Origin of the sequence: Streptomyces sp. NPDC004647 (assembly GCF_040609575.1) — a bacterium.
GTDB lineage: Bacteria > Actinomycetota > Actinomycetes > Streptomycetales > Streptomycetaceae > Streptomyces.
This window is the reverse complement of the sequence record NZ_JBEXKU010000001.1, coordinates 164,651-190,928: the sequence shown is the minus strand read 5'-3', so window position 1 is coordinate 190,928 and position 26,278 is coordinate 164,651. Positions and strand designations below refer to the sequence as shown.

Sequence of the window (26,278 nt, the reverse complement as noted above, 5' to 3'; positions counted from 1 at the left end):
CAGCAACTGACCGGCGATCCGCAAGCACGACCGGGAGCGGAACCGGTGGATCAAGCCATATCGGGTTCGCCCTCATCCGGGAGGAGACGCTGTGGGGCCCGCCGGCGAGACCGGCGGGCCCCACGTTGGGAAATGCTCCTGCTACCGGATCGGGGCGCCGAGTGCGTGGTATCCGCCGTCGACGTGGAGCACGGTGCCGGTGATGCCGCGGGACAGCTCGGAGAAGAGGAATGCGACCGGGCCCGCTACCGGCTCCGCATCTTTGGTGTCCCACCCGAGGGGGGCCTGCTTATCCCAGTTGTCCGCCAGGCCGTCGAAGCCCGGAATGGACTTGCCTGCCATCGACCGGATGGGGCCGGCGTTCACCGTGTTCACACGGATCCCTACAGGTCCGAGGTCGCGGGCGAGGTAGCGCGTCGTGGATTCGAGAGCTGCCTTGGCGACACCCATCCAATCGTAGACCGGCCAGGCCACCGTGGCGTCGAAGTCCAGGCTGACGACCGACCCGCCGGTGGGTGCCTTCTCCAGGAGCGGCTGCAGGCCGACGGTCATCGCCTTCAACGAGAACGCTGAGACATGCATAGCGGTGGCGACGTCCTCCCACGCAGTGTTGAGGAAGTTCCCGCCGAGAGCCGCTTCCGGGGCGTAGGCGATGGCGTGCAGCACGCCGTCCACGTGGCCCCACTGCCCGGCCACGGTGTCGTGGAGCTGGCGGATGTCGTCCTCGCTGGTGACGTCGACCGGGACCAGGTCGACCGGCTCAGCGGGCAGGCGTTTGGCGATCCTGCCCATGATCGAAGACGGGCGGCCCGGGGCGTTGGTCAGGATGATCTCCGCCCCCTGCCGCATGGCCATGGCCGCTACCGCGTAAGCGATGGAGTCCTCGGTCAGGACGCCGGAGATGACCAGGCGTTTGCCCTCAAGTAGTGGCATGCGCGTCCTCGCTCTAGTGCGTAGGGATGGTGTCGAGATGCCCCGACAGGTACGGGTTCAGTACCGCGGGCTCAACGTACTGATTACCGCCACGTAGCAACGGGAGGGCGAGATCCGGCCGCAGCACGCAGGGAGTGACCTTGCGGTCTGCTGTCACACGGATTCCGCAGCCCATCCACCCTTCGGCGCAGGCGTCCTTGAGGCTGCACTGCTGGCATACCGGGGCGGTGTGTTGAACCTTGGGGGCGTTGACGTTGGTCTCGATGGAACCGCCGCCGTGGAGCCAAAAGACGATGTTGATGCGACCGGGCAGCCCGTAAGACCACACCGTGATGCGCTCCACCCGATCGGCCCACAGGCCCGTCATCTCCTGCCAGGAGATGTGATTGCGCAGGAACTGGTCTTCCTGGTTCGGCATCCACAGCACGTCATACAGGCGCACCCGCCTGCCAGCGCGCGCGCAGCGTCTTCGTCACCAGCCCCGAGGTGCCCTGGTCCTTGAGCACTTGGTCAAGAAAGGCCGCGGAGAGGGCAGCGCCCACCTCAGCGGCAGCTCGTTGGACCACAGCGCCTTCCTCGGCTCCCAGCCGGTCCAGCACACGCTGTGGCACCCGCTCTCCCACCCGCAGCGTCCACGCCCACCCGGCCCGGCGCAGCGCGACCGGATCCGGGTCGCCCGCCTCCACTGTGACCGCCGACGGCGATGTGGTGCCCGAGCCCGGTGAACCCGGCGTGGTCTTATGCGTCGATGAGTTCGGTCCGCTCAACCTCCAGCCTCACCCCGGCAGACAGTGGGCCGAGCGCGGCGGCAAGCACAAGGACCCCGACCGCGAACCCCGCCCCCGGCGGCGGACGACCTACACCCGCCCGCACGGAGTCCGTCATCTGTTCGCCGCCTACGACCTGGCCAAGGACAAGCTCTACGGGCACGTGAAGCAGACCAAGACACGCAGGAAGTCCTGGAGTTCTGCCGCTACCTGCGCAGCCTCTATCCTCCCCAGGTCCGCATCGCACTCGTGGTCGACAACTTCTCCCCGCACCTGACCACCAGACGCGATACCCGGGTCGGCGACTGGGCCACGGCCAACAACGTCGAGGTCGCCTACACCCCCACCAACAGCTCCTGGCTCAACCGCATCGAGGCCCAGTTCACCGCTCTTCACTCCTTCGCACTCGACGGCACCGACCACCCGACCCACAAGGAGCAGTGTCCTGGCCCGACCCGGTTGTGAATGAAGGGCTGGTTACCAGGTGCCGATGCCGGGGACCCTGTCCCGGACGTACCGCTCCCACCCTGCGCTGAACGCCTGCCGGTCCTGGCCGGTGAGCTCCTCTATGAGCTGCCGGTCGTTGCCCGGATCGACGTAGCTGTCGACCACGAAGTCGAAGGTCGCGCGCTCCCCGTGTTTTTTCACCAGGTACTCCATGACCAGGCGGGAGAGCACGTAGTTGGCGCTGCGGTCGCGTGTCTTGGTGCTGTAGAAGAGCTCCTCGTCGTTCGGGGGCAGGATTCCCCCGAAGGAGTAGCCGTCGAGGACGGCTTTCTCCTCGGCGCGGTTCCTCCCCTGATTGCCGCGCCCTTCCATGTAGTCGGCGAATCCTTCGACGATCCACATGGAAGGCTCTATCCGCAGCGCGCCGCGGGCAGTGTTCAGGGGCGACACGAGACTGTGCGCGAATTCGTGCCGTGTGATCTCTTCGACGCCGGACTTCCAATCCGGTCCCTTGAACCGGCTGAGTGAGCTGTCCATCACGATGCGAGAACCGCCGCTTTGGATCTTGTCCTCGTAATCGGCCTTGAAAGCGGCGAGAGGCTGGCTGTATCCCGCTTCGAAGGAGTTGGGGTCCCCGCCGTCGGTTCGGCCCGAGTAGAAGGCGCTGAAAATCTTGCGGTCCGGCTCCAGAATCACCAGGGCGTTCTCCGCCACCTTGGCACCGGTGGGCCTGTTGGCATCCCACGCCGTGACGATGTCATCCGCACCCTGGGCCACGTGCGGAGCAAAGCGGTTGATGTCCTGACCATGGCGCTTGTCTCCCACGACCAGCACCCGGCCCTTGCGCGCGACGGTCATGTCCTCGTAGACGTCCCACGGAGCGGGGTAGTTCGTCCCGGGCAGGCCGGCCTCGGGCTTCTCGCTGGCCGTGATCTTTGAGACCTTCTTCGGGCCGTCGGCGCCGAGGTTGGCGAACGTGAAGGTGTACTGCTCGTAGACCGGCGCCACATCAATGCCCTTGATCTGGTGCACAAAACCCACGTGAATGTCGCTCTTGCCGTAGACCCCCTGATGGAGGGGCTCCCAGCGTGCGACGGTGAAAGGCACCTTCACCAGGTTTCTGAAGAGTTGACGCTGCTGCTCCTTGGCCTCTCCGGTGAAGGGTGCGACAAAAGCAGCTTCGTCCTTGGCTTTCAGTGCCTTGCCAAGGTCGTTGAAGACTTTCTGCGTACTGCCTGCGTATATCTCCTCGTCGGTGTACTGCGGGCTCGAGGTGAAATGCTTCGCGAGGATGAGGGCCACCAAGGCCAGCACCACGCTACCGATGGTGATGGTGACGATCCTGCCGGTCCTTCTGCGGCGAGGCTGCGGGGGTGGCGGTGTGGGCGGGGCATAGGGCATCTGATGGTGAGACGGATAGGCCATGTGCTTGTCTCCTGTCACGTCGAAGGGCTATGTGACGTCGCGGATGATGTTGGAGATCACCCACAGCGCCCAGATCAGCGGGATCACGGCCACGAAGGCCGCTGGCCGACGCGTTACTGGCCGTCCGAGCGGCACCTGCGGACGGGGGTGGCCGGGCACCGGCGGGCCGAGCTTTTTGATCCGCGCGCGGGACACGAGGTTGAGGGCGATCGTGATCGGATTGGCCAGCACCAGGGAGAGAGGCCCCCACCAGCCCTGCCACAGTGAGCTGGTGGTCATCTCGCGGAAGATGGCGATGCCGCATATGCGGCAGTAGGGGCCACGGAGGGACTGAGAGCGCATCATGACCAGGAAGCCCTGGTGGCTACGGAACGTGGTCTCGGCGGCCGGGACGGCTCCGCAGAATCGGCAGCCGGGCTGCTGATGGGGCATGCCGGGCTGCGGCACGAACTGGGAATGTCCTGGGTGGGGCGGGGTGGTCATGCCTTCTCCTCCATAGTGCTGACACCGGGTGGGGCTCGCGTCGGGTGTATCGCGGCGGCCACGCCGCGCGGCGAAGTAGCCCGAGAGCTCACTGGCCATGACGGCGTAGAGGTGGTCAGTGGACTCGGCCGCAAAGTGGTTGGCCAGCCGTGCGGCCGCGGCCTGGGCCCCGGACCAGTCACCGGCGCGCTCTGCAGCGCGGACCTGTTCCAGCAGGCCGTCATGGCCCGCCAGGCCGTCGCTCCAGCGGGGATCGGGACGCAGACCGCCGAGCTGCTCCGGAACCGCTGCGCTTCGAAGGGGCACAACCGTGACCTGCGACTGGCGTGATATCCGATTCCGCGCCAACCGCGTACTGACCCTGGCACACCGGATTCAGTCCGCGCGGGCCTTCGGCACCCACCACATCCGGTCATTACGGGAGGCATTCCCGGTCGGCCGCGGCCCGCAGCTCGTCACGGACGCGCTCGGCGTCCCTGTCGCGGACTTCTGTGCTGCCGTTCAGCGATGTCCGCGGATACGGCTGACGGCCGTAGTTGCGCTCAAGTCCCCAGGCAAGGATTGCCAGCAGGCCGAGGGCGATGAGTGTGATCATCACAGCTCCTAGGCAGACCCACGATCAGCGGATGCGCCACCCGTGGTTGTCGGTCCGCGAACAAGGCACCGCGGCGCGCGCTGGCGACCAACGGGCGGTTCACAGCGAGGGCCTGAAGCCTGACTTGGAACGCCCCGTCGCGTCCGCGAACCGGTGCCGTTTCGGTGATCCCTGGAATAGCACCCGTTTCCATGTCACATCCGACCTGGCTCGAGCCTCACCAAACGGGAATCTGACACGAGAAATTAGAAACCGGCAGGACAGGCGATATCTGCTCCGCTAATCAGCCAGCGAGGGAGAGCAGCATGTCCTTGCGTATCCATCCGTGGGTGTTCTTGGCGAGGCCTCCCCTGGAACGGTGGATCAGCTTGCTGTAATACCAGTTACCCTTTCCGCAGAATACCCGGAGGTCGTCCCCGTCGTAGAGCCTTCCCTTTGACGAATAAGAGGTTCCGGGCCCGTGGCGGTAGTTCACTCCATTACCATCCACAACCGCGCGAAAGTCCGACAGGTTGTAGCTGCACGCGGAGGAGTTGGCAGCGGAGGCGGTCGGTGCCAGGACCGCCGCGGTGCCGGTGAGGAGCGACAGGGAGAGAGTTACCGTGGCGAGTCGGCGGAGGGACTTCATGACGTACCGTCCTTGAGGTCAGGGCAGTTGGAGCGCCGAATGGATGCGCGCTTTGAAGCCTGCGCAGCTGGAATGAGGCTCAGCAATGCCCTCCCGGACAAGGTCCCGCCTGCGGATCCCGCGACTTCTCGTGCCGTCCCGCCACACGGGATCTGTCCTTCCGTGCGGGATGTGGACACCACACACAGGCGCTTGGAGGGTCCGACGCGGCGCCTGCTTGGCATCACCTGGCCCCACAGATCACGAGGAAGCCGCAGAAGCGAGGCACCGGCGGCCGGCGGGGCTGGACACGAGCGACAGGGGACCGCCGCGGGCCGCGGGGATCGACTGGCCTCGCTGGCTGCTAATGCCGATGCGGTTTGGCGCAGGACTCGCACGTCGCGGCAGCCAATCCTGACCGGCGCGCGCCTGGGAACGGTTCCGCAGGACGAAATACAGGAAGGGAACGCAGAGGTGTTCTTCCCGTCCGGCGGGCGCGTCTCCCCCGAGTCGGCCAACTGAGGACGGCGGATGCGCACGGATGGGCTCGCAGTGCGTGACACCGACGCCATGGAGCCAGCGACGTGAGTACGAACCTGACACTGATACCCGAAGGCGACCTGCGCATTGGGGTGCTGCCATCAGACCGCGAGGGCGATGACGCCACTCCCCCAGGTGCGTTTAGCCCTGCGCCGGGGGAACCGCGCGTCCTGGACATCGAGGGTGTACGCGCCGCCCTGTTGCTGTGGGCCTGGATGAGTTCGCTCGGGCATGCGTGGACGCCCGTCTCCGCCGGCCGGGTCGCCGCGTGACCCCCGCCGTCCCGCTCCCCCGGTCTCTCTTCGACCTCGCCGCTGCAACGTCAGGCGATCTGGTGGCCGACGACCCGCAGTCCGCGTACGCGCTGCTCCGCGATGCAGACCCAGGCCTGTTCACCAGTCCGCCCGGTGGCGGCGCGATCGAGATCCTGCGGTTGCCTATGACACCGGGCGACGTCGTCTACATGGACGCAAACCGAATGCTGGTGAAGGACACGGTGCGCTTACCCGACGGCCGGTTGGGCAAGTGCACGCGTCTGCTCAGCACCAGCCGGGAATCGCGCACCGTGGTGCTCCCGGTCATCGGCACCGACGTGGTACAAGCGGCGACGACCCACGCGTGTGCGAGGGATTCGGGTTCCGGAGCCGACTCCGGCTCGGCGGTGACGGTGGAGAAGAGTGAAAATTCGAGCTGATCGAGTACAGGTGTCGGCACGTTGTGGTTCCTCCCGGCGATACACGAGCCCCATACCGAGCGTCAACGCCCGGTCAGCTCTATGGACGGAGTGACCTCGCTTTCCGTTACACCTGGGGCTGGCGCGCATCGCCTGGCGCCATCCGTCGGCACGGGGCTTCAGGTGATCATTCAGCCTGCGACGCCGCCCCTTGCTCGGCGTGGAATGCGCGCACCGGTCGGGCCCAACCTGTAGGGTGCGAACCCCCTCGTACGCCACGCTCTTTCTATGGAGCTGACTGTGTCAGTGCTCGTCGCTCACATCCGAGCAGTCGGTCACGGAGAGCTTTGCTTTCGGGCTGGTGTGGGGGTGCCCCGTGGCGATCAGTGACTCAGACATTTCGAGCGCGCTATCCGCATACCTCAGTCGCTACCCGGACGAGGCCGAGCTTCTGTCTAAGCCAGCGCAACTGCTCTCTCAGGGAAGGAACTTTGCTTCACGGCGGAACTTTCCGATGCACGTGACTGTGGGTGCGCTGCTGGTCCGCGGGGACGCCGAGATCTTGCTTGTCGAGCACCGCGCGTACGGGATCACGTTGCAGCCAGGAGGCCACCTTGAGCCGACCGATGCCACACTGATCGACGCGGCAGTGCGCGAGTTGACCGAGGAGACCGGTGTTGACCCCGGCAAGGTCTTCCCAGCGTCGCAGACCCCCGTCTACATCGAGTACGGCCTGGTTCCGGCGCGGCCGGAGAAGGGCGAGCCGGATCACTACCACCTCGACATCGGGTACTCGTTCACGACGGCACATGGGGATGTGGGGTCCATTCAGGAGTCCGAGGTCACTGGTGCTGGCTGGTACCCGCTCGCCGTGGCCGAGCGCCTGGTTGGGCACCGCATTGCGCGAGCGGTCAGCGCGCCGGACGCAGCGCGGGAGCGCGGCGCTCCGACGGCGGCCTCGACTACGATCTCGGCGGCGACGACCCAGGTGTAGCGAGAGGTCCTGGGGCGGCTCGGCGGGTCGCGCAACCAAGATCATTCTTGCCCAATTGTGCAAGTGTCCCCGCGTCGGGCGGATGGTTGTCCACGAGCGGGCTACAGAAGCCCGCAGAGCGCGACTTCGGCTTTGTCCACGGCCTCAGTGAGGGCTTGCATGTGGGCTGTTGAGAGGTTCCCTGCGCCGAGCCCTGATGCGGTGAGGACGGCGTCGAGTTTCTGTCTCTGCTCACTGGTCAGGTGGGAGCGCGCCAGGTGGTGGTTCAGAACGTCGCGGGCGGCGTAGGCGTCGAGAATGGCCACGTCGACGACGACGTCCTGAAGAAGGGCGGCGCGGGGGCTGGTTCGGTCGCGGGTCAGATCGAGCGCGGTCAGTCCGACTCGGGCCTGGAATGCCGCGGTCGCGGGGTCGGGCGGGGCGATCAACGCGAGTGCCTGCTGCAGAGCAAGATCCAGCTCCGGCTGCGGCGTGGGTGAGGTCGCGGGCCGGCAATAGATGCGCAGGAGGGCCGCGATGGCGTTCTCCCAAGGTTCTGTAGGGGTGGTGGACTCGATCGTGGCGCGAGCCTGCTGGTCGAGGCCACGTTCCATCAGCGACATGATCATGATTTGGCGGCCGTCGAGGAGACGGTTGCCGACGCCACGGTGCGCGGTCATGGCTTCGGCGGCCTCGGTCCAGCGGCCGATCCGCGCCAGGGCCCTGGCGCCGTCGATGAGGACGGTGACCCACAGCTCCTCGCAGACCTTCCGGTGGTCCGCCTCCGTGCCGATCAACACCGACAGATCGACGTTGTTGCCACGGATTTCGGCTGTTCCGCGGCGCTGGGCGGCGCGGTACAGCCGCCTGAGTACGTCGTAGGCGCCTTCGCCATCGCCCTCGCGGGTCAGCAGCCGGGAGATGTTGATCAGGGGCATGAGCGACATCACGGCGATGTCCCCCGTGAGGTTTCCAGCGTCGGCGAATACCCGGTGCTGCCTCCAGCACAGCGTGGCTGCCAGGTCGGGCATCCCGACGTCGGAGGCAATCAGCGCTGCGTAGTTGAGGACCCCGCTGGCGCGGGCCACCAGATCGCGGTGGCTCGCACCAGCGGGCTCGACAGCCAGCCCGGTGAGGTGGGTGATGCGTTCGTCCAGTGGTAACGCAGGCGCCTTGGGTCGGCGGACGAGCGGGATACGGCTGGCTATCGATGGGATCATCGGCTCAGCTCTTGCGCGGCCAGTCGACGACGAGACGGCTGTACGTCTTGTCGATGACGAAACGCGGCTCAGCGACCGTGAGCTGGTCGCGGGCGTCACCGACAGCCATGCGGAAGCCCGGCTCGGGCGCGGTGTTGCCCCAGCCCTCGTCCCAGTCGCGGATCTCGCCCGCGACCTGGTCGGCCAGCTCAGTGGCGCGGGAGCCGTGGCCGATGACGCCGATCTCCCAGTACCGGCCCTTGTCGTCCTCGCCCTCGCGGATGGTCAGGTAGGCCAGGCTGTCGCCGTCGAGCGCGGCCATGGAGCCCCAGCCGAAGTGCGGGGTGAAGCCGGGGCGCTGGCCGGGCATGCGGGACAGGCCGTTGGGCAGCACGGAGGCCAGATACAGGTACAGCCACTCCCAGGGGTCGCCCTGGCGGAACTTCACGCCGGAGTACACCTTGGCCTGCGTCTGGTCCAGGACGGTGCGCATCGCTTCGCGGTCCACCTCCTGCTCACTGAAAGTCTCCAGGCGGACGTTGCCCTCACCGTCCATGGGCACGAGGGTGTAGATGTCGTCGCAGACGCCCTTGCGCAGTGGCACGAACGTCGCCATCTCACACGAGACGGTCTTCCAGGTGTCACCGTCGCGCTCGAAAGCGAAGGATCGCGAGATGCTGCCGCGAATCCGCATCGGGAGGACCAGGCGTCCGCCGGGGGCGAGCTGGTCGAGAATCTTCACCGGAACGTCGCCGGCGCCGACGGTGAACTGGATGCCGTCGAAAGGGGCGTGCTCCGGCAGGCCGGCAGCGCCGTCGCCCAGCACGGCGGTCACGTTCGAGGCCCCGGCCTCCGCGAGGTTCTTCTGGGCGCCGTCGACGAGGTCCTGGTCGACGTCCACAGTCCACACGTGGCCGCCGGGGGCCACGAGTTCTCCGAGCAGGCGGGCGTTGTAGCCGGTGGCGGCCCCGGCTTCCAGGACCTTGTGGCCGGGCTTGGCGCCCAACTGCTCCAGTTGGGTGGCGACGATCGAGGGTGCGGAGATGCAGGAGATCATCTCGCCGTTCTCGTCGTTCTTGGTGGGCACCGCGTCCTCGATGTACGCCTTCTGAAGGTCGACGCCGGGGAGGAACCGGTGGCGTTCGGTGTTGCGGAAGGCGGCGATGACTTCGGGCGTGCGCAGGTGGCCGCCTTCGACGAGGCGGTTCACGAGTGCTTCACGCAGTTCGGCGGGGTCGGCGACGGGTGTCACGGTGGTCTCCATTCGGGCGAGGTTAGGGTCTGCAGGGGTGGACCGGCGAGTAGACACGTCGGCTGCTTCGCCTGCGGCGAAGGCGACTTGGCGCCCCAGCCACGCGGTGGCGGCCTGCTCACTGGCAGACACGCCGGCGCGGTTGAAGGCGAAGATCGCGTGATGGGCGAGGACGGCGCGCAAGCCCCGTATCAGCCGCCCATCAGCGGCGAGCTTGCGGAGCTGGCGGCCGCCGTTCTCGAAGGCGGCGACGCGCTCGGCCCAGCCGGGCTCGGCGTCCGGCAGCCGGGCTGCGTCGGCGTTCATCAGGCGCCGCATGGCGGTGACCGCCTGGTCGCGTGCGGGGCCAGTGGGCGGGGTGACGGGGGGCCGCAGGGCGCTGAGCTTCGCCCAGACGTCGCCGGCCTCGAACGGGTCCAGCCCGGCCGAGCGGATCATGGCGGAGAGCAACAGGACGCAGCGCTCTCGGGCACCAGGGCTGTTGATATCAGCCAGGGCGCCGCGGCTGTCCGCACAGAACACGTCGTGCGCGACGTCCATGCCTTCCGGTCCGCCGAATGCCTCGGTCTCCGGCTCGTAGATGCCGCTGACCCAGCCGCTGGCCTGCTCGTTGGCGACGAGACTGTTCAGCAGGTCGGCAGCGGGGCGCTCGGTGCGCAGGCGCAGCCTCCCGCCCTTGCGCAGGAAGTGGAACCGCTGGTCGTGCAGCGCGGACGACAGCGCCTGGGCGGCCTCGGTGCTCACTGCACCGCCCGGAAACGACACACTGGCATGCCACCAGCCCGTCTCGGCGGTGATCGGAAGGTTCTCGTCGTCCATGGTCGTAGCTCTCCTCGTCGGTGAGGCTCGGTTCGGGGTGCAGGCAGGGGTCAGGTGATCAGCAGGGCGCTGGTCCAGGCCGTGGTGTTCGTGCCGTCCAGAGCCAGTTGCGCGCCGCCGCGGCCTTCCATGAATCCGGGCTTGGGCAGCCGGTCCAGGTCGGCGGCCAGGCGTCTGTTCAGGTCTTCGATCAACAGCGTGAAGCGGTCCGCAGCAGGGCTGTCGTCGGCAACGGCGCGGGCGATTGTCACAAGGCCAGCCCAGCCGTGGCACAGCGAGGCGTCGGTGATCCGCCCAAGGTGGACCGGGTCGGTCAGCACGCGCAAGACGGTGTCCTCTGCCGTGCGCCGGCGGGCGGGGTCGCCCAGGACGAGCGCGGCGAGTTGTTGGGCGCGGGCGATGCCGGGTTGGCCGTAGCACCAGGACTGGCGCGCGGGCTCCGGCTCGGGCGGCGCTGGGGCGGACAGTTGGTCGTGGGTGGTCCAGTAGCAGCCTCCGTACGTGTCCAGCCAGCGCGCGAACACCTCGATGGCGTCATGCTGCCCCGGCACCTGGACCTGGTACCGGGCGGCGAGGGACAGCACCGCCAGGACACCGGCGATGCCGTGCGCGACGCCGTTGTTGCCATGCCCGCCGTCCATCTCCTCGCCACCGGGCCCGACCTCGGACCACCATCCCGGTAGCTCCCGGTCCTCGACGCGGACCGGCCGCGAGAGGGAGACTAGGTAGGTCAGCACCTCCTCCAGCCGCGGCGAGGCCGCGCCGCGAGTCAGCAGCAGCGCGCCCAGCCCGGTCAGGCCCCGGATGAGGTCGAACTCCGCGAGGTGCGGCAGTTCCCCAGATGCCTGCCGTCGACGTACTGCGGCCAGCCGGGCGTCCACGACACGGTCGACGGTTTCGCGGACGTCGCGGCCGGCATGTCCGGCACGGCTGAGCACGAACTCCAGTGCCGGGGCGCCGTGGAACAGGGACGCGTTGCCTCCGGCGCTGACGCCGCCTGCAACTGCCTGCGCCAGGTGGCGTCGCGCGGTGGGCAGGTCACCGCGCTCGATGTGCAGCAGCGCCGTCCCGAGCGCGCCCTCGGAGAGATCCTGCGTCCTGGGCAGGGTCGTCGTTGCCGTCATGAGCGGGCCTTCAGCGGGAGGACGAGGTTGTGGGCCCGGCCGTCGATCCAGCCGTCGGCGTCCGGCGGGGGCGCGTCGTGCAGCGTCGCGACTCCGGTCGGGCTGGCGTCAAGGTGGGCACGCAGCAGGTCCAGGTGCATGTCCTGGAGCAGATCGAGGGGAAGCTGCTGGTCGTCCTCGGCCAGGAGCACGCGGTCCGGCACTCGAAACCGGCCCATCCAGGCGTGCAACTGCCCAGCCCACTCATCCAGTGTCGCGGTGCGGTCGGGCAGATCGCGGGCCCTCGCCTTCCATCGCGCGGACACCAGGATCGAACGGCGGTAGTGCAGCGCCGGGGTGAACGGCAGCGTCCAGGCCGCGCCCCAGTCGAACCATGTCACCTGCGGCGCTGCGGCCCGGATGATCTCGGCCAGGAACCGGGCCAGGGGAGGGGTGTAGTTGTTCCACAGGAAGTTGAGCGCGGTCGGTGCGAGCAGTTCCAGGTGCGTGCCGGTGGCCGCCTCGGTGAGGTAGAGGCGGCCGTCGCGGATGCCGACGGCCAGGTCGGATGGGAAGAGCACCTCCTTGGTGCGGTGCCGGAACTCGCCGACGCTGACCAGCCGGGGCAGCACGTGCGGGGCCCGGGTGAGCAGTTCGGCGGGGACACGACCGGCGTGGAAGGAGAGCTGGGCCAGCTCCGCGCCCGGCTCGACCGTGGGCAGGTCGGCGTAGGCCGCACCGGCGTCCGGGAACAGGTGCCAGAACCGGCCCGTCATCGAGCCGACCGCGCGGGAGACGGTGGACACCTGAAGGCGGAAGTCCCCGCGGTCCAGAGCACGCGTCGAGTTGGCTTGAACCTGTACGCCCAGTTCGAGGTGGGGCGGGGTGACCGCGGGCTTACCCGCGGCGGCCTCCAGCCGCTCGATGGTTGCGCCGGACAGGATCACCGCTCTGCTGCCCTCGACGGCCGCGGTGCCGGCCAGCTCCAGTAGCAGCCGGTCTCGTCGGGTCATCGGGCGGGGAGGCTCGGACACCTGACCGAACCCGTCGGGAAAGCCCAAGCCCTTCTCGGTATCCGTCACCAGCTCCAACGGCACCTCGACGCCCTCACCGTAGCGGTCGGCGAATTGCTCGGCGTAGTGGCGCCATGCCGGAATTCCCGTCGGATGGGTGGCGAGCCGGGTCAGGAGCGTCGCAGCGGTCTCCGCCTCCGTCAAGATCGCCTTGGGCAGCCGCACCGTGGCGTCCAGCCGCAAATCCGGTGCCGCCGAGTTGTTCCGGGTGGACTCCCGCAGGGCGGGCGGCAGGGGTTCGGTCGGATCGACCACAGTGGCGGGCGCGCGCAGCGAGGACCGCAGCAGCCGCACCCGTAAGAGCTGCGCGAGCAGCCGGGCCCGGTGGTGTTCGGCCGTGTTCGGGAACTCGGCGGCGAGCTTGTCTGCCAAGATCGAGTACCGGATGGGTAAGCGGGCCGCGTCGAGCACCAGTGTGACCGCAGGCGTCAGCGCGAGCGAGAACTCCGAGGCCCCCTCGGACGGGACGAAGATGCGCCCGCTTCGCTGCTGAGCAAGGTTGTTGACGCATACGTCGACGTCGGCCATCTGCTCGCCGTCCGCCTCCCAGGCGCTGATCGCCGCGTCCAGCGCCGCCGGGTCCGGCCGGGTAACAGCCTGGTGCCGGTCCCCGATGCGTGCCACGGCCGTGTCGCCGAACTCGATCGGCGCGACGCCCGCGAACAGGCCGTACGGGGTGGAGCGGCGCGTGTACCGGATTGCATACCGGGCGATGGCCAGTGCCGCCCGTCGTACCCTGCGTACTTTCGGAGACCGCCCGTCGAGGATCGCCTGGACCTGGCGGGCCAGGTCTGGGCTGGCGCTGGAGACAGCCTGTCGAAACGTGTCATCGGCCCACACGGTGGTCAGCCACGAACGCCAGTGTTCGAGCGGAGCGGCGGGCCCCGGCCAGGGCGGTATGTCCGGCCCGGTGAGGTTCACCGCGGCGCGCAGCATCCCTTCGCTGGCACCCCGGTACAGGCTGTGTCGTAAGCGCGTCATCACCCACACTCCGTTCTTGGCAGGAGGGGCGCGGGCTGGACGGACAGCTCCGTCCAGCCCGCACCACCGGACTGACCTCGTTACGAGGTGGTGCAGGCGCTCGGGCAGGAGCTCCCGCAGTTGTCGCCGGTACTGCACATCAGCACCGTCTCGGTCGCCGGCGTGTTCTCGACGAAGGTGATGTCGAGCTGGAACGGGTCGTCGGCGTCGGCGGCGGTCGGCTGCGCGGGAGCAACCGGCTGCTCCAGGTGGACGGTCATGCATGCCTCCTTGGTAGTGGCTGGCGGTGCAGGGTTCCGGGACCCGGCCGGGTCCCGGCGCTTTAGTGCCAGGTGACCGTGGCGGTGCCGTGTCGCTTAGGCACGGTCCCCTGGGGCAGGGGGCGGGGCGGTCGGCAGGTACCGGAAGGTCGCGGCACCTCGGCGGCGGTAGTCGCGCGCCCTGGCGCTCGCCGCGGGGAGGATGCCAGCCGCACTGGGCGGGCAGGTCGGCGTCGCGCAACCCGTGTCCCTCGGGTGCGGCCAAAAGGCCCTATCTGCGCACCGCGCTGGTGCCGTGCGGCGTCCACGTGGAGGAGGCTATTCATCGGGTTGCCCTTCGGGAGGGCTGCGTGCCAAGGGTGGCTGAGAGCTTGCGTTTTGTGTCCAGGCGCGATCACCGGGCTACCGCCGCGAGTTCGTCAGGGCCAGTGACGAGGGCGCGGAGTCCCTGTATCTCCTCCGGGCGGCGCTGCATGAGGTGAGCGTGCCTTCCTCGGCGTACCACCATGTCCACGAGATCCCACCCTTGGTCATCGCGGTAATAGCGCATCAGCCGGGTGGCGAACGTGACGCGCCGCACCCATTGCACGTCAGCGTGGCGTGCGGCCTAGTGACCTGGTCTTGAGTTCTCGGGTCGCCTCATGAGGCGTGTTCCGTTTCAGATCTTGGGCTTTCGGAGACTTGGCTCGTCTCTCCGCGCTGTGCTTGGGAAATGGGCGATACCAGGCTGGAGCCGTTGGTCTTATCCGAGGCTGAGCGGCTGACGTTGCAGAACTGGGCCAAGCGGCGTGTGACCGCGCAGGGCTTGGCGAAGCGGGCGCGGATCGTGCTGGCCTGTGCCGACGGGCTGAGCAACATCGCGGTGGCCGCGCGGCTGGACACCGATCGCAAGACGGTGGCGAGATGGCGCACGAGGTTCCTGCGGGGGCGTCTGGCGGGACTGTCCGACGAGCCCCGGCCCGGGGTTCCGCGCACCATCACCGATGCCCAGGTGGAGGAGGTGGTGGTGCGCACTCTGGAGGAGACGCCTGCGGGGGCGACGCACTGGTCCAAGCGGGAGCTGGCCAAGCGGGTGGGGATCTCGCCGACGAGCGTGCTGCGGATCTGGCGTGCCTTCGGCCTTGAGCCGTGGCGGACCGAGACGTTCAAGATCTCCCCCGACCCGCTGCTGATCGACAAGATCCGGGATGTGGTCGGCCTCTACCTCGCCCCGCCGACGAACGCGGTGGTGTTCGCGGTGGACGAGAAGCCGCAGATCCAGGCGCTCGCCCGGACCGCACCAGTGCTGCCGATGCTGCCGGGGGTGCCCGAGCGGCGCAGTTTCGACTACCACCGGCACGGCACCGTCGATCTGTTCGCCGCGCTGAACACCACCACCGGGAAAGTGATCGGGAAGCTGTCCGCCCGGCACCGGGCGGTGGACTTCCGTGACTTCCTCGCCGAGATCGACCTACAGACCGAACCCGGCCTGGCGGTCCACGTGATCTGCGACAACCTCTCCGCCCATAAGGCGCCCGTCGTGCACAAGTGGCTGCTGGCGCACCCCCGCTTCGAGCTGCACTTCACCCCGACGTACTCGTCGTGGATCAACCAGGTCGAGCGGTGGTTCGCGGAACTGCAACGGCGCTGCCTCGAACGCGGCGTCTTCTGCTCACTCGACGACCTCAAGACGGCGCTCGAGGACTGGATCAAGATCTGGAACGAAGAGGCCCAGCCCTTCAAATGGACCAAAACCCCTGACCAGATCATCGACCGCATCCGCCACTACTGCGACAGGATCTCCGGACCAGGTCACTAGTCGAGCGTCCACCAGGCCATGAGCCGGCCCAACTTGTCCCCGCGGTATGCCGGGTGCGTGTAGGTGCCCGTGATGAGGAGAGTCGACTCGTCACGCTGCTGATTCGTCCACCCCCATTCGGGCGTCGTGCGCAGGAACGCCGTGCAGCCGAGCACCGCACCGTCCTCGCAGAAGACCCACGAAAAGGGCCGCCCATCCTCGCTCTCGCCAGCGAGATCTCTCACTGCACCGTCGTCGGTGCCGGTGGGGTCGATCCCGTACTCACGCATCCAGGCGACCCGGGACTGGATCAGCTCAGTGATCGCAGGACGGTCGTCGACTGTTGTGGGGCGCATCTCGTACACGGCTGGCCTTCCTGGTTCGGTAAATGAGGCTTCCGGTGTCTCGGCCCGGCGGGCGGAGACGGCCAGTCGGCCGGCTAGGCGGCGGCCACCAGGTCGTCCAGGTTGACGACCATGAAGTCCCGTAGCGTGCGGACAAGTTGGGAGGCGAGGAACCAGCGCAAGGCGGTGTCGCCGTACGGCACGGGTGTGTCGTCACCGGCCAGGGCCTGTACCCCGTCGCTGCTCCCCTGGTACGGGGTGCCGATGACGCCGTAGAGCGGCGCGCTCCGCACCATTAGGGCGACGTGTCCGTGCCGGTCGAGGTGCGGGCAATGCTCGGCTGCGTAGCGGGCGTGCGGCAGGCAGACCGGGGGCTGCGCCGTGCGGACGGTCGCGCCCGGCCGGGGCGCTCCGTCCTTGGCGCTCTCCAGGAACAGATATCCGTCGGGCGTCTTGGCCGGTCCGACGCAGACCTGGCAGCGGAGCATCTTCATCGTCTCCCGCTGCCGGGCAGGGTGTACCAGCCGCCACCGCGGCGACCCCTCCGGCATCCCATCGAGGCCGATCGACTGGGAGCACCGACCCCACAGGGCGCCCCGCAGGTCCCGGTCTTCTCGCGTCTCGTCCCAGTAGCCGAGGCAGGAGCGGCCGTCGGTGCCGAAGCTCGCGCGCAGAGCCAGGAGCGAGTCGGCTTCCTCCCCCTCGCGGGCCGTGATGTACGGGATCAGGCGGTTGGCGGTGGCGGTCATGCAGCTGTCCCCGTCGACACGGCGGGGCGGTGAGGGGCGACGATCTGCCCGTCCGGCAGCAGCTCGCCGGTGTCCTCGAAGAGCAGGACGCCGTTGCACAGCACAAAGCCCTGCTCCGGGTGGTGCGCCACGAGGCGCGCCGCCTCCCGGTCGGCTGAGTCGGATGTCGGGCATGCTGGCTTGTGCTGGCACATTGGCAGTCCTCGTCAAGGGCGTTGGAGGCGGGGTTAGTGGGTGGAGTTGCGCAGGATGATGCAGGCCAAGGAACCCGTATCGGTGTGCACGACTGACTCCCATCCATCGCAGAGTCGAGCAATGTCGATCCGCGTCATTTGCCCCCGTTGAAAGCGGTGTTCGTCGCCGATGGGCACAACGAGGTACAGGTGGCCGGCGGGCTTGAGCCAGTGCGTACGAACCTGTTGCAGCCACTCCACGGGGTCGGAGAGGAACGGGATGACCGTGCGGGCCACCACCAGGTCGATCCCGCGGACGGGCAGGCCGGGCGGAGCACCGGCGTCAAGGTCGTGGTGCAAGTAAGCGAGGCCAGGTCCGTGGCCGATGCGGCGGGCCACGTCCAGCGAGACTTTGGAGAAGTCGAGCCCGGTCACGTTGTATCCGAAGGCGCGCAGTTGGCGGCTGAACTTCCCGATGCCACATCCGGCGTCGATCGCAGTCCGGCCTCGACGATCAGTGATGTGACGGAGGAAGAAGTCCACTTCCCTGTCAGTGATCAGGTGGGATACGCGGCCTTCATTTGCCCAGGTGTCCCAGAGCTCCGGCGCGATCCGTTGGCCGAGGCTCCCCGCGCATATCGGCGGCGCTTCCGTTGTGTGCACTGTGGGGAGCCTTTCGTCGCTGTACGGGGCGAGTGGGTTTGTGGGCCGGCCGCCGCTCTCCTGTCGGGGGGCGGCCGGGGCGCTCGCTGTCCCCGCTCCCTTCTGGCCGGAGCGGACGGGGGTGTCGAGCGGCGCCACTTCCCTCCGCCGCGGGCATCCCGGGACCGGCCCGGCACGTGTCGTGCACGGTGGTCTCGGCGGGATCGGAGGGAGCCCAGTTGGTAGGTCATCTCCACGCAACGACGGGGGTCCAGCTGCGCGGAGATGACCGGCTTAGGGGGAAGAAACTGAGAAGAACTGGATGGCCACCCAGCCGACGACGCCGACGACGAATACGCCGATGCCCGTCAGTTGCAGCAGCCCGAACCCGGTCCGGTTGATCGACTTGACTTGGTTGCGGCGCAGTGTCTTGATCGGGTGCCGAAGGGCGAACCGCAGCCGCGGCAGACGCTTCTTCTTCCGTGTGGCGATCACGGGCGCCGCCTCCACTTCGGACCGAAGTGGACGAGCGCGCCGATCGCGACGACGAGGCCTAAGCCGATGACGGTCACGTCTCGGGCTCCTCGCGGGTGAGCACGCGGTGCAGATGCCGCCACTTCTGGGGCGCACCTGCATTGGAAGAAGTCGGGCGGGCGCTCCTCCATCCTCGATGCGTGCTCCTCGTCCAGTTTCTTGGCCGCCTCCTGTGGCGTGCGCCACGGCAACTCGTCGCGCTCCGCAGGCGGATCGACGGGCCGAATCCCTGTCAAGGGATGCGCCTCAAACATCGTTGTCGTCCCTCTGCAGAACCACTGGAGCCTCTGTCACGGGGGCGGTCATCGGCTCCTCCGCGTGGTTGTGGGGATCGTGAGGGTGCACCAGGTCGTGGTTCCGTCGGTGCTAACGCCCCAGGTCGCGGCAACCGAGGCGACGATGAGCATGCCGCGGCCGCTCTCTTTATCCGGGTCGGCTTCGTTGACGCGCGGCCGGCCGGGGGAACCGTCGCCTACCTCGATCACGAGCACATCCATGGCCAGGAGGAAACGGAAGGCGACTTCGCTGCCCGTCCCATACCTCAGCGCGTTCGTGACGAGTTCGCTGATCAAAAGTTCTGCGCTCTCGACGAGGCACGGGAGTCCCCAGTGGCGCAGCTTGGCGGCTCCGATCCGGCGAAGGCGCCCGACCCACTGCCCTTCGTACTCCGGCATAGGTTCGCCTTCCGCTCTGGCCTCGCGCTCGATGCGCAGGGCCAGGTCGTCGCGCACGGTCTCCGGGGTGAGCGTCGGTCGCTCGGCGAGGCTTGCAGCGGATCCAGCCATCATTGCGGTCCGCCTCCCCTGGTATCGCCATCGGGCGGATTGGGAAGCGCGGCCGGGCCCCGGTACGGACCGCGACGGGGGTGGCCCGGCATCGTTATCAGGTGGGGCGGAAACGGGGCTACGGCTGCGTCCGCGAGCGCGAGGCGCCGGATGCGCTGGGCGGCGGTGTGCCGGGGAGGAGTCATGACGCTTCCCCCTCGGCCGGGGGGTACAGCACGTTGCCGAGTTCGAGGTGGAACGCGGCTGTCTCTTCGGCGGTCAGGACGAGCACGACGTCTTCGACGTGCTCAGCGCCGCGGAGGAGCGTCAGCGGAACCGCGATGCGGCCAGCCTGGGTGTGGTGGGCCGCCCGGCCTTCGGTGCGCTGAATGCGCAGACCAGGTAAGGTCGCCGTCGATGACGGCTCGTGACTTTTCGTCATGACACTTGAACGTAGGGCCACTTGAGCAGATCAACCCTGAAAAAAAATCAGGGCTGATCTCACTTCAGGGTTGTGCAACTGCCTACGCGGCGATGCCGACGTGCGCGGCGACCTTGCGGAGGTCATCCCGCCACAGCGGCTTCTCCCGCTTGAGGAGGTCCGTAACCGCCTCCCTGACCAGCGGAGAGAACACGATCTCCTCCGGCGACTGCTCACGGAGCTTGCCCAGGACGTGCACGGTCGCGTAGTCATCCCGCTGGATCCTGTTGCAGTTCATGACCTCGATCAGGTACCGAGTTCGCCGCTCCAGCGGCAGCTCCGGGTTGACCTCGACCGCGTCGGCCAGGCGCAGGGCCTCGCTCGCGTTGCCTTCCTCGGCGGTGAGGTGCACCTCGTGCATCGCCACGTTGGTGACGCCGAAGGAAGTGTGCCAATCGTTCCGATCGTGACCGATGCGGTCGGCTGCCGCCTTCGCCCCGCGGTAGAGGTCCCACGCCACGGGTCCCTTGGTCGCCCTGACTGCGGCGACTGCGGCCTGAAGGTGAAGAGCGCCGTACGCAGACCAGTGCTCGACGGATGCGTCGTCGCCCGGCTTGCAGCTCGCGATGGTCTGCCGGGCCAGCTCCACGCTGTCGTCGACGTCCCCGGCGGACGTGAGGACGCAGGAGAGGTTCCAGGCCGCGGCCGCCAGGAAGGCAGGGTCGCCCGCGCTGTCGGCGAGGGCCAGTCCGCGGTCTGCGGCGAGCCTGGCGAGAGTCGGCTCACCAACTCGCCGCAGCCAGATTTGGTGCAGCCCGTAGAGGCTGATGAGCTGGCGCAGGGCTACCTGCTCTTCCTCTCCCTGGGCATCACGGAGGGCGGCATGGCCTTGGCGGAGCAGTCCTGGCAGCCGGCCGCCGACGTCCTGGTACCGATCCTTGGCCTGGGTCTCATACACCTTCCACGCGTCATCCACCGACTCTTTCAGGTCGGCGACGCTCACTCCGCCGACGCTGTTCGGCAGCAGCGACGGCGGGAGGGAGAGAGCGCTGCGGATCTCGGGAACATGCACGTGTTCTGTGTCGATCCCGGCGCTGACGCCGGACAGGAAGCCGCCGGTCAGGTCCTCGATGGTGCATCGCAGCACCCGGGAGAGCGAGACGAGGAGAGAGATGCGGTCGATCGGGATCTGGTCGTGCTCGACCTTGAAGACCCAGTTCTCCGTGCGGCCGATCAGTTCACCAAGGGTCCTCTGAGCCATTCCGCGGCGCTCTCGGTGGTACTTGATCCGCTGCCCGATTGTGAACAACTCGCGCGTGTTCAGCATGGATTGACCTATTCATCCGCGTGGGTAGGGCACTCACTAAGAGCGTATGCCCAACTCGGATGCAGGGGAGTAATACTGGAGGCCTCTCCCTTTGGGAGGGCACTCAACGGTCCCCTGCCGTCCGCGGCAGGGGACCGCCGCCCTCCCGTACAACGCACGTCTTGCAAGGAGTCTCCTTGTCCCCCTCCTACCGCGGATTGATCCTCGACTTCGGTGGTGTCCTCACCACCCGAATGAGGCTCAACGGTCAGGCTTTCGAGCGGTCCGAAGGGCTCACCCCGGGCGCCTACTTCCACGCCCTCAACGAGCACCCTGACGGCGTACGCGTCTACACGGACCTTGAAGTCGGCCGGGCCACTCAGGAGGAGTGGAACCAGGTAATCGGCGGCATCCTGGGCATCGACCCGACCGATCTCATGCGCCGCGCCCTGGCGAACCTGCGGCCAGAACCAGCCATCGTGGAGGCCGCGCAGCGTGCCCGCGAGGCAGGCGTGAAGGTGGCGATGCTCTCGAACTCTTTCGGCCTGGAGCCGTTCAACCCGTACAAGGAACTCGGGATGTACGACGCCTTCGACGCGTTGATCCTCTCCGAGGTCGAGAAGGTACGGAAGCCATCACCGGCCATCTACCAGCGAGCGCTGGAAGTCCTTGAGCTCACCGGGCCGGAGTGCGTCTTCGTGGACGATCACGCCGAGAACCTTCCGCCGGCCGAAGCCCTGGGGATCCGCACCATCCATCACACTGTCGATCCCGAGGCCACCGCCGCCCAGCTCGACGCCATGCTCGTCCAGACTGCGGCCTGACCCGCAGGCGGCGTATCGCAGTGGCCGCCGAGGCGATCCCCAGGGTGAGCCAGAGCTTGCAAGCAGCTTCCCGGCGGTCACCGCGCTCGCAGGTAGCCCGGCAATGCCCACGTACGTCACCACGTCGATCGCGATGCCCGCCACCAGCACCGCCACGGCCGCCGGCCACTTTCCGTACGGCCGCAGAAGGCGCCACGCGGCCGCCGTCACCAGTTCGGTGGCCAGGAACGCGGCGACTGTCGCGACGACGAGGGCGGGCGGGGCGAGCAGCGCGGCAAGACCGCTGCCCGGGATGAGCATGAGCAACATGGCCGTCCGCCCGTACAAGTCCAGAACCGTCCCGCGCGCCCACACCGTGGCGGCGGAAACGGCGGTGCCCGCCGGAGCCGTGAACCCGAACCCGACGGGCAGCAACCCGATCTGTGCGGTGAGGATGGGGGATAAGGCGAGGCACAGCAGGTAGCAGGCGAGGGCGTACCGGCCGGTGACAGAGGCGCGGTGCGACATGGCGCGGACCGTGCCGCACCATGCGCGCTACCGTCGCGCCCGGATGATCATGGTGTCCGCCACGACCGCAGCCGATCGGCGATGCCGTACGAGTCCAGGCGCAGGGAGCGGATGTCGTTGATCAGGTCGCGCCACAGGTCGTACTTCGTCTCCACGCGCTCGCCGGAGGCCTCAAGGTAGGCGATGGCGACGCCGTAACCGTAGGCCTCGTTGCGGGCCGGGAGCGGGCGCAGCAGTACGCATTCCTCCAGGAACACGGCGGCCCGCCAGAAGGCGTCCGGGTCTGCCTGGTCGAGCCGCGGGGTGTTCACCTTGTGGCGGGCAGCCATGCCGACGAGCACGGAGAGGTCGTTGACGGTGAGGTCGGTGCGGAGGATGTCTTCCTGGCGCGCCAGGAGCCATCGGTAGTCGACGAGCAGTTCCACAGGTTCAGGCCGCCCGCGGGGTCTCGTGGGCGACCGGCGGGAGCCCGCCGAAGTCCGCGTCGAACCGGTCCAGGATGCCCGGCTCGCCGATGACGCGGCGGAACGCGGCGGTGGCCGTGTCGAGCAGCTTCTCGTGCTCCTTCTCTTCGGCCACCCGGGCAAGGTAGTCCTTCATGGACAGCCCCGCCCCGTCGGCGAGGGCCTTGAGGCGGTCTCGTGTGGTGTCGTCGATCTTGACGCTGGTGTCTGCCATGTTTCGAGTATGCCGAGTGGTATGCCGCCTCCGCTACCCCTTCTCGGGGAGGGGCTGTGAGCTGGGGTTTTCTTCCTGGGCTGGGTCTGGCGAACCGAGGTGCCCGAAGAGTGGCATGGCGTCCAGCGGATCCTTCTTGCTGATGTCGATCGAGCCGTCCGGCCGGTTGTACACGTCGTCGGCGAGGGTGGAGTCCTCGTTCCAGTCGCCCGGATCACCGGGCTACGGGCCGGCATGTGTGGCGACGGCCGAGCCTCGCGCCTTGGGCAGCGCGATGCCCTGGGCCTGAGCCGCCTTCCCCGGGCGTAGCGTCCACGGCACCGGGGCGGTGTCCGTCAGCCACTCATTCGCCAGCAGACGGCGCACGACGAAGCCGCGCAGCGAGCGATTGAGGTCCCACCCCAAGCCCGAGCACAGCTGGGTGTACGAGGGGCCATGCCCGTGCTCGGTCCGAAAGGCCACGGTGAACTCGGCCGCCAGCGGCCCACGGTCTGGATGATCGTTCTTCCATTCGCCGTAGGCGGCCTTGATGTTCTTGGAGAAGAACTGAGGGGGGACGGGAAGCATGAATGCCGCCGCGACCTGCTCCGGAGGGAGTGCGCACACGGCGCAGTGCTCGACGGTCTCGACGTGCCGCCTCAGCGCAGCGGTGCCCGTGCTCTTCCACTGCACCCATGCGTCAGCGTCGAACTGGAACTCCGGAGTTGAAGGGGATGCGGTCTTGACGTTCACCTGCGGCGGCTCAGTCGCCTGCTCGTCTGGAGCGGGGCGACGCATACCCGAGAAATGGCGCATAGCGGGGTCGAGGCGGTAGCGGTCCTCGGACAGCTCCGCGAGGAAGCCTTTCCGCACCAGGTCGGGCAAGGCAGCCCGGCAGGCCTCGGGAAGATCGGGTGGGATCTGCCCAAGGAGCTTGGACGTGCTGTGCGCTGCGAGGAACAACCCGGCCAGCCGTGCGGCGGGAGGGAGCTTCTTGACCGGCTTGGCCGACAAGACCCGTGTGGTCCAGCCGGACACCCGCGAGCGCACGTTCTTCCCGAAGGTCAGCGGGTGGTCGGCCGCCTCAGACAGGCCGGGGACGGTGATGGGGAGCGGCGTTGCCGGATCGCCGTCGAAGAGGGCGTCGTCCATCTGCCAGCCCAGAGCACGAAGGGCATCAACCGCCCGACGTGCATCGCCGAGCCGCAAGGCAGACAGATCCGTCCCGGTGAGGTTGCCGACGCCGCCGCGTGCGGCCCGGATGGCCACCACCACAGCGACGAGCTGGGCGTCGGGGCCAGGAAGGCCCAGCGAGACCACATAATTCAACAGCGTGCGGGCCGCTTCACCTTGTTGGGAGGACAAGAGGAACGGCAGCTGCTGAGGCTTTCCGGCCGGCGCGGCGCTGACATTGCTTGAGCTGGATGCAGACTTCGGCACGACCAGTCCAACGCGGACCGAAGACCGGAGTCACCACTCATGCCCCGCCTGGAGTGCCAGCGCGCTGCCGGTTCACTCAACCAGTGCAGCTTCCGCCTGTTACACCACTTCCCACGCCGCCATCCGGCGCGACGACGAGGGCTGAGCAGGTGATATTGGCGTCCTGCAGCCCCTGCCTTTCGTTGTCAGACCATGCAGACATGCACCTGTGATCACGTCCTCTGCCATGGGCCGGGCCTCCTCGCGGCCGACTTTCAGTACCGGCACCAGTTGCGCACCACCGAGCAGTCCAGCGCGAAGACGCGCCGCCGGTCCGCGGACGCAGGCCACATGCTGCCCCTGATGATGCGTCTGGTGACGAAGCTGGAGGGTGACGCTCCTGTGCGCTTTAACTACGCAGATGAAGCGTCGGAGCTGAACATGGACGAGGAGACCCTGCGAGCGAGAATCGCGTGGCTGGCGGAACACGGCTACATCGCCCTGGACGGCCAAGTAGATGGACTCGCCAGGATCTGGGTGAATCCCGCAGTAGCCTTCCGCGCCGGGAAGACGGACCCCCGGATCGCCGCCGCGCGGCACCAATTCCCGTACATCGTCACAGACATGACGGGGATGGCCGCCGAACAGCCTGTCCACGTAGCGGAGTACGACAAGCAGGGCTGGGAGCTTGTCTACCAGAACAACGCTGAGCAGTTTGAGGACCCGCCTCGCTTCCCCTTCGGGTGCCCGCTCCACGGCGAGGTCGAGGCGACCCAGTAGACGGCGCGAGACACCTGACCTGGGAGTATCACACAGCGGCGCGATTCGGCATTGTCAGTGGCTCTGTGTAGCCTCCGGCGGTGATCATCGACCGAAACGCTGAAGTCGTCCCTCCCCGCCACCCCGAGCCGGTGTTCCGAAAGATCATGGGCTCATGGATCGGCCAGGCCGGATACGACGACCTGCTGGCGTCCTTCCTCTGGGTCCGCGAAGGACGCCTCGCCCGGGCCGTCCGCCAGTACCACGAGGAGCACCGCGCCCGGGTGCAGCGGGAACTCGATCACGCCCGACACCGCGAAGAACAGGGCTACTTCTCACAGGCGCCTCTGCACGAGGACTTCACTGACATCGCCTCGTACACCGAGTACGACCTGGATGGGGAACTCCAGGTTGCGGAGCGCAACTACCAGGAGGCCCAGAAGGTTTGGCGGGCCATGAGCGAGGATTACGGCGACTTCGACGCGATACGCGAGCGCTACAGCCGTGACACGTCTGGCGGGTCACCGCTGATGGAAGACCTGGCCAAGCTCTGGGACGCCTACATCGACGCGAGCATTCGCGTCGACGCGATCATGGCCGCAGACCGCAACCGGACCCACGCCATGGCCCTGGACGAAGCACGCATGCTCGCCTACCGCTCCAGCCCGGCCAGCCTCAGCATGCAACGCATACGCGCGATGCACCACAGCGAGTTCGAGCGCACCATCGCCATCCTGGCCGAACGCGACGGATACCAGGTCACGCGTGCACGGGGCGGTGCCGGCGATCTCGGAGCCGACGTCATCGCGATCACCCCCGACGGCAAGACCCGAGTAGTCATTCAGTGCAAGCACACCCGCACCGGAGCGTCGGTTGGATCCCCCGCGCTGCAGAGACTCAACGGGACTGCCCGCCAAGTCCATCGCGCCGACGTCGTCCTGGCGGTCACCAATGGCCACTATTCAGACCCCGCCAGGCGTTTTGCTCGCTCGCAGGACATAGCCCTCATCAACTGGTCCACTCTGGAACACTGGGCGACCTGGGGCGTACCGCTGCCAGAAATCCTCGACACCCTCTGACGCAGCCTCAACCGTCGGCCCATCCCACCAGAGCCGAGCGGTGCTTCGAAGAGCTGAAGGAGAAGTACGAGCGCAGGGGCAAGGACGCCCAGGAGCTGTACGAGGAGCTGATCGCCGACGTCCGGCTCATCCAGCAGGCGCGTGCACACTACCGGTCCGTCCTGGAGGCGATCGGGCAGCTTCCCCAGGTCTT

31 protein-coding genes and 1 pseudogene are annotated in these 26,278 nt (G+C 67.8%); 9 read left to right on the top strand and 23 right to left on the bottom strand.

The features are described from left to right. Positions 1-141: 141 nt before the first annotated feature. Genes fabI through ABZW18_RS00655 form a run of 3 tightly spaced genes read right to left on the bottom strand, consistent with a single transcriptional unit; the run spans position 142 to position 1,544 of the window. Entirely contained in the window at positions 142-933 is a 792-nt protein-coding gene (gene fabI, locus ABZW18_RS00665; RefSeq protein WP_356180041.1) for an enoyl-ACP reductase FabI, read from the bottom strand. Between the two features lie 13 nt (positions 934-946). After that, positions 947-1,375, bottom strand: a complete 429-nt coding sequence (locus ABZW18_RS00660; protein WP_356180039.1) for a hypothetical protein — start codon at positions 1,373-1,375, stop codon at positions 947-949. Next, on the bottom strand, positions 1,362-1,544 hold the full coding sequence (locus ABZW18_RS00655; RefSeq protein ID WP_356180036.1) for a hypothetical protein: 183 nt from the start codon (positions 1,542-1,544) through the stop codon (positions 1,362-1,364). Before ABZW18_RS00655 ends, ABZW18_RS00660 begins: the two co-directional genes overlap by 14 nt. Before the next feature lie 82 nt (positions 1,545-1,626). Between ABZW18_RS00655 and ABZW18_RS00650 the strand changes: the two are divergent. Continuing rightward, a pseudogene (locus tag ABZW18_RS00650) lies at positions 1,627-2,141 on the top strand (transposase); the annotation flags it as partial. A 36-nt stretch (positions 2,142-2,177) separates the two neighbouring features. Here the strand turns inward: ABZW18_RS00650 and ABZW18_RS00645 are convergent. From ABZW18_RS00645 to ABZW18_RS00630, 4 genes are all read right to left on the bottom strand, one after another. Then, positions 2,178-3,572, bottom strand: coding sequence for a hypothetical protein (locus ABZW18_RS00645; protein ID WP_356180033.1), 1,395 nt, complete (start codon positions 3,570-3,572; stop codon positions 2,178-2,180). A gap of 27 nt (positions 3,573-3,599) precedes the next feature. Then, positions 3,600-4,361, bottom strand: a complete 762-nt coding sequence (locus ABZW18_RS00640) for a hypothetical protein (protein ID WP_356180030.1) — start codon at positions 4,359-4,361, stop codon at positions 3,600-3,602. A gap of 109 nt (positions 4,362-4,470) precedes the next feature. After that, complete coding sequence (locus tag ABZW18_RS00635) at positions 4,471-4,650, bottom strand: hypothetical protein (protein WP_356180027.1); 180 nt, start codon at positions 4,648-4,650, stop codon at positions 4,471-4,473. Between the two features lie 283 nt (positions 4,651-4,933). Beyond that, positions 4,934-5,278 carry a hypothetical protein gene (locus ABZW18_RS00630; RefSeq protein WP_356180024.1) on the bottom strand — a complete coding sequence of 115 codons (345 nt, stop codon included), beginning with the start codon at positions 5,276-5,278 and terminating at the stop codon, positions 4,934-4,936. A gap of 563 nt (positions 5,279-5,841) precedes the next feature. On the opposite strand from ABZW18_RS00630, the gene ABZW18_RS00625 reads away from it, so the two are divergent. The 3 genes from ABZW18_RS00625 to ABZW18_RS00615 all read left to right on the top strand — a co-directional run bounded on the left by ABZW18_RS00625 (position 5,842) and on the right by ABZW18_RS00615 (position 7,464). After that, entirely contained in the window at positions 5,842-6,069 is a 228-nt protein-coding gene (locus ABZW18_RS00625; RefSeq protein WP_356180021.1) for a hypothetical protein, read from the top strand. Then, the gene (locus ABZW18_RS00620; RefSeq protein WP_356180018.1) at positions 6,066-6,491 is read left to right on the top strand and encodes a hypothetical protein; all 426 of its coding nucleotides are present in this window, start codon (positions 6,066-6,068) and stop codon (positions 6,489-6,491) included. The genes ABZW18_RS00625 and ABZW18_RS00620 overlap by 4 nt, the downstream gene beginning before the upstream one ends. 493 nt (positions 6,492-6,984) lie before the next feature. Continuing rightward, the gene (locus ABZW18_RS00615) at positions 6,985-7,464 is read left to right on the top strand and encodes an NUDIX domain-containing protein (RefSeq protein ID WP_356180016.1); all 480 of its coding nucleotides are present in this window, start codon (positions 6,985-6,987) and stop codon (positions 7,462-7,464) included. A 101-nt stretch (positions 7,465-7,565) separates the two neighbouring features. Here ABZW18_RS00615 and ABZW18_RS00610 read toward each other — a convergent pair whose 3' ends face one another. The 5 genes from ABZW18_RS00610 to ABZW18_RS00590 form a co-directional block, all read right to left on the bottom strand. Further along, positions 7,566-8,663, bottom strand: coding sequence for a hypothetical protein (locus tag ABZW18_RS00610; RefSeq protein WP_356180013.1), 1,098 nt, complete (start codon positions 8,661-8,663; stop codon positions 7,566-7,568). A gap of 4 nt (positions 8,664-8,667) precedes the next feature. Continuing rightward, positions 8,668-10,713, bottom strand: coding sequence for a methyltransferase, FxLD system (gene fxlM / locus ABZW18_RS00605; protein WP_356180011.1), 2,046 nt, complete (start codon positions 10,711-10,713; stop codon positions 8,668-8,670). A gap of 50 nt (positions 10,714-10,763) precedes the next feature. After that, complete coding sequence (locus ABZW18_RS00600) at positions 10,764-11,837, bottom strand: lanthionine synthetase C family protein (RefSeq protein WP_356180009.1); 1,074 nt, start codon at positions 11,835-11,837, stop codon at positions 10,764-10,766. Beyond that, positions 11,834-13,870 (bottom strand): lantibiotic dehydratase family protein, encoded by a 2,037-nt coding sequence (locus ABZW18_RS00595; protein ID WP_356180007.1) that lies wholly within the window; start codon positions 13,868-13,870, stop codon positions 11,834-11,836. The genes ABZW18_RS00600 and ABZW18_RS00595 overlap by 4 nt, the downstream gene beginning before the upstream one ends. A gap of 80 nt (positions 13,871-13,950) precedes the next feature. Then, complete coding sequence (locus ABZW18_RS00590) at positions 13,951-14,130, bottom strand: FxLD family lanthipeptide (protein ID WP_356180005.1); 180 nt, start codon at positions 14,128-14,130, stop codon at positions 13,951-13,953. 712 nt (positions 14,131-14,842) lie between these two features. On the opposite strand from ABZW18_RS00590, the gene ABZW18_RS00585 reads away from it, so the two are divergent. After that, positions 14,843-15,928, top strand: a complete 1,086-nt coding sequence (locus ABZW18_RS00585; protein WP_356180003.1) for an IS630 family transposase — start codon at positions 14,843-14,845, stop codon at positions 15,926-15,928. Here ABZW18_RS00585 and ABZW18_RS00580 read toward each other — a convergent pair. From ABZW18_RS00580 to ABZW18_RS00545, 8 genes are all read right to left on the bottom strand, one after another. Then, on the bottom strand, positions 15,925-16,263 hold the full coding sequence (locus tag ABZW18_RS00580; protein ID WP_356180119.1) for a GNAT family N-acetyltransferase: 339 nt from the start codon (positions 16,261-16,263) through the stop codon (positions 15,925-15,927). The genes ABZW18_RS00585 and ABZW18_RS00580 overlap by 4 nt on opposite strands. 83 nt (positions 16,264-16,346) lie before the next feature. Next, entirely contained in the window at positions 16,347-17,000 is a 654-nt protein-coding gene (locus ABZW18_RS00575; protein WP_356180000.1) for a hypothetical protein, read from the bottom strand. Continuing rightward, entirely contained in the window at positions 16,997-17,194 is a 198-nt protein-coding gene (locus ABZW18_RS00570) for a DUF5999 family protein (protein ID WP_356179997.1), read from the bottom strand. The genes ABZW18_RS00575 and ABZW18_RS00570 overlap by 4 nt, the downstream gene beginning before the upstream one ends. A 33-nt stretch (positions 17,195-17,227) precedes the next feature. Continuing rightward, positions 17,228-17,716 (bottom strand): class I SAM-dependent methyltransferase, encoded by a 489-nt coding sequence (locus tag ABZW18_RS00565; RefSeq protein WP_356179995.1) that lies wholly within the window; start codon positions 17,714-17,716, stop codon positions 17,228-17,230. Positions 17,717-18,109: 393 nt separating this feature from the next. Next, entirely contained in the window at positions 18,110-18,310 is a 201-nt protein-coding gene (locus ABZW18_RS00560; RefSeq protein WP_356179993.1) for a hypothetical protein, read from the bottom strand. 341 nt (positions 18,311-18,651) lie between these two features. Continuing rightward, the gene (locus ABZW18_RS00555; protein WP_356179990.1) at positions 18,652-19,080 is read right to left on the bottom strand and encodes an ATP-binding protein; all 429 of its coding nucleotides are present in this window, start codon (positions 19,078-19,080) and stop codon (positions 18,652-18,654) included. A gap of 235 nt (positions 19,081-19,315) precedes the next feature. Continuing rightward, positions 19,316-19,555 carry a hypothetical protein gene (locus ABZW18_RS00550; RefSeq protein WP_356179988.1) on the bottom strand — a complete coding sequence of 80 codons (240 nt, stop codon included), beginning with the start codon at positions 19,553-19,555 and terminating at the stop codon, positions 19,316-19,318. 82 nt (positions 19,556-19,637) lie between these two features. Then, a complete protein-coding gene (locus ABZW18_RS00545; protein ID WP_356179985.1) occupies positions 19,638-20,861 on the bottom strand; it encodes a helix-turn-helix transcriptional regulator in 1,224 nt (407 codons plus the stop codon). 176 nt (positions 20,862-21,037) lie between these two features. Here ABZW18_RS00545 and ABZW18_RS00540 point away from each other — a divergent pair, with 176 nt between their 5' ends. Further along, the gene (locus tag ABZW18_RS00540) at positions 21,038-21,664 is read left to right on the top strand and encodes an HAD family phosphatase (protein WP_356179981.1); all 627 of its coding nucleotides are present in this window, start codon (positions 21,038-21,040) and stop codon (positions 21,662-21,664) included. 103 nt (positions 21,665-21,767) lie between these two features. Then, entirely contained in the window at positions 21,768-22,127 is a 360-nt protein-coding gene (locus ABZW18_RS00535) for a hypothetical protein (RefSeq protein WP_356179978.1), read from the top strand. Between the two features lie 91 nt (positions 22,128-22,218). On the opposite strand, the gene ABZW18_RS00530 is transcribed toward ABZW18_RS00535, so the two are convergent. The 3 genes from ABZW18_RS00530 to ABZW18_RS00520 all read right to left on the bottom strand — a co-directional run bounded on the left by ABZW18_RS00530 (position 22,219) and on the right by ABZW18_RS00520 (position 24,268). Then, positions 22,219-22,596, bottom strand: coding sequence for a toxin Doc (locus ABZW18_RS00530; RefSeq protein ID WP_356179975.1), 378 nt, complete (start codon positions 22,594-22,596; stop codon positions 22,219-22,221). Between the two features lie 4 nt (positions 22,597-22,600). Then, positions 22,601-22,849, bottom strand: a complete 249-nt coding sequence (locus ABZW18_RS00525) for an antitoxin MazE7 (RefSeq protein WP_356179973.1) — start codon at positions 22,847-22,849, stop codon at positions 22,601-22,603. A gap of 222 nt (positions 22,850-23,071) precedes the next feature. Next, positions 23,072-24,268, bottom strand: a complete 1,197-nt coding sequence (locus tag ABZW18_RS00520; protein WP_356179970.1) for a hypothetical protein — start codon at positions 24,266-24,268, stop codon at positions 23,072-23,074. Positions 24,269-24,460: 192 nt separating this feature from the next. On the opposite strand from ABZW18_RS00520, the gene ABZW18_RS00515 reads away from it, so the two are divergent. Beyond that, positions 24,461-25,027 carry a hypothetical protein gene (locus ABZW18_RS00515; RefSeq protein ID WP_356179967.1) on the top strand — a complete coding sequence of 189 codons (567 nt, stop codon included), beginning with the start codon at positions 24,461-24,463 and terminating at the stop codon, positions 25,025-25,027. Between the two features lie 80 nt (positions 25,028-25,107). Beyond that, positions 25,108-26,085 (top strand): restriction endonuclease, encoded by a 978-nt coding sequence (locus tag ABZW18_RS00510; protein WP_356179964.1) that lies wholly within the window; start codon positions 25,108-25,110, stop codon positions 26,083-26,085. Positions 26,086-26,278: the final 193 nt, after the last annotated feature.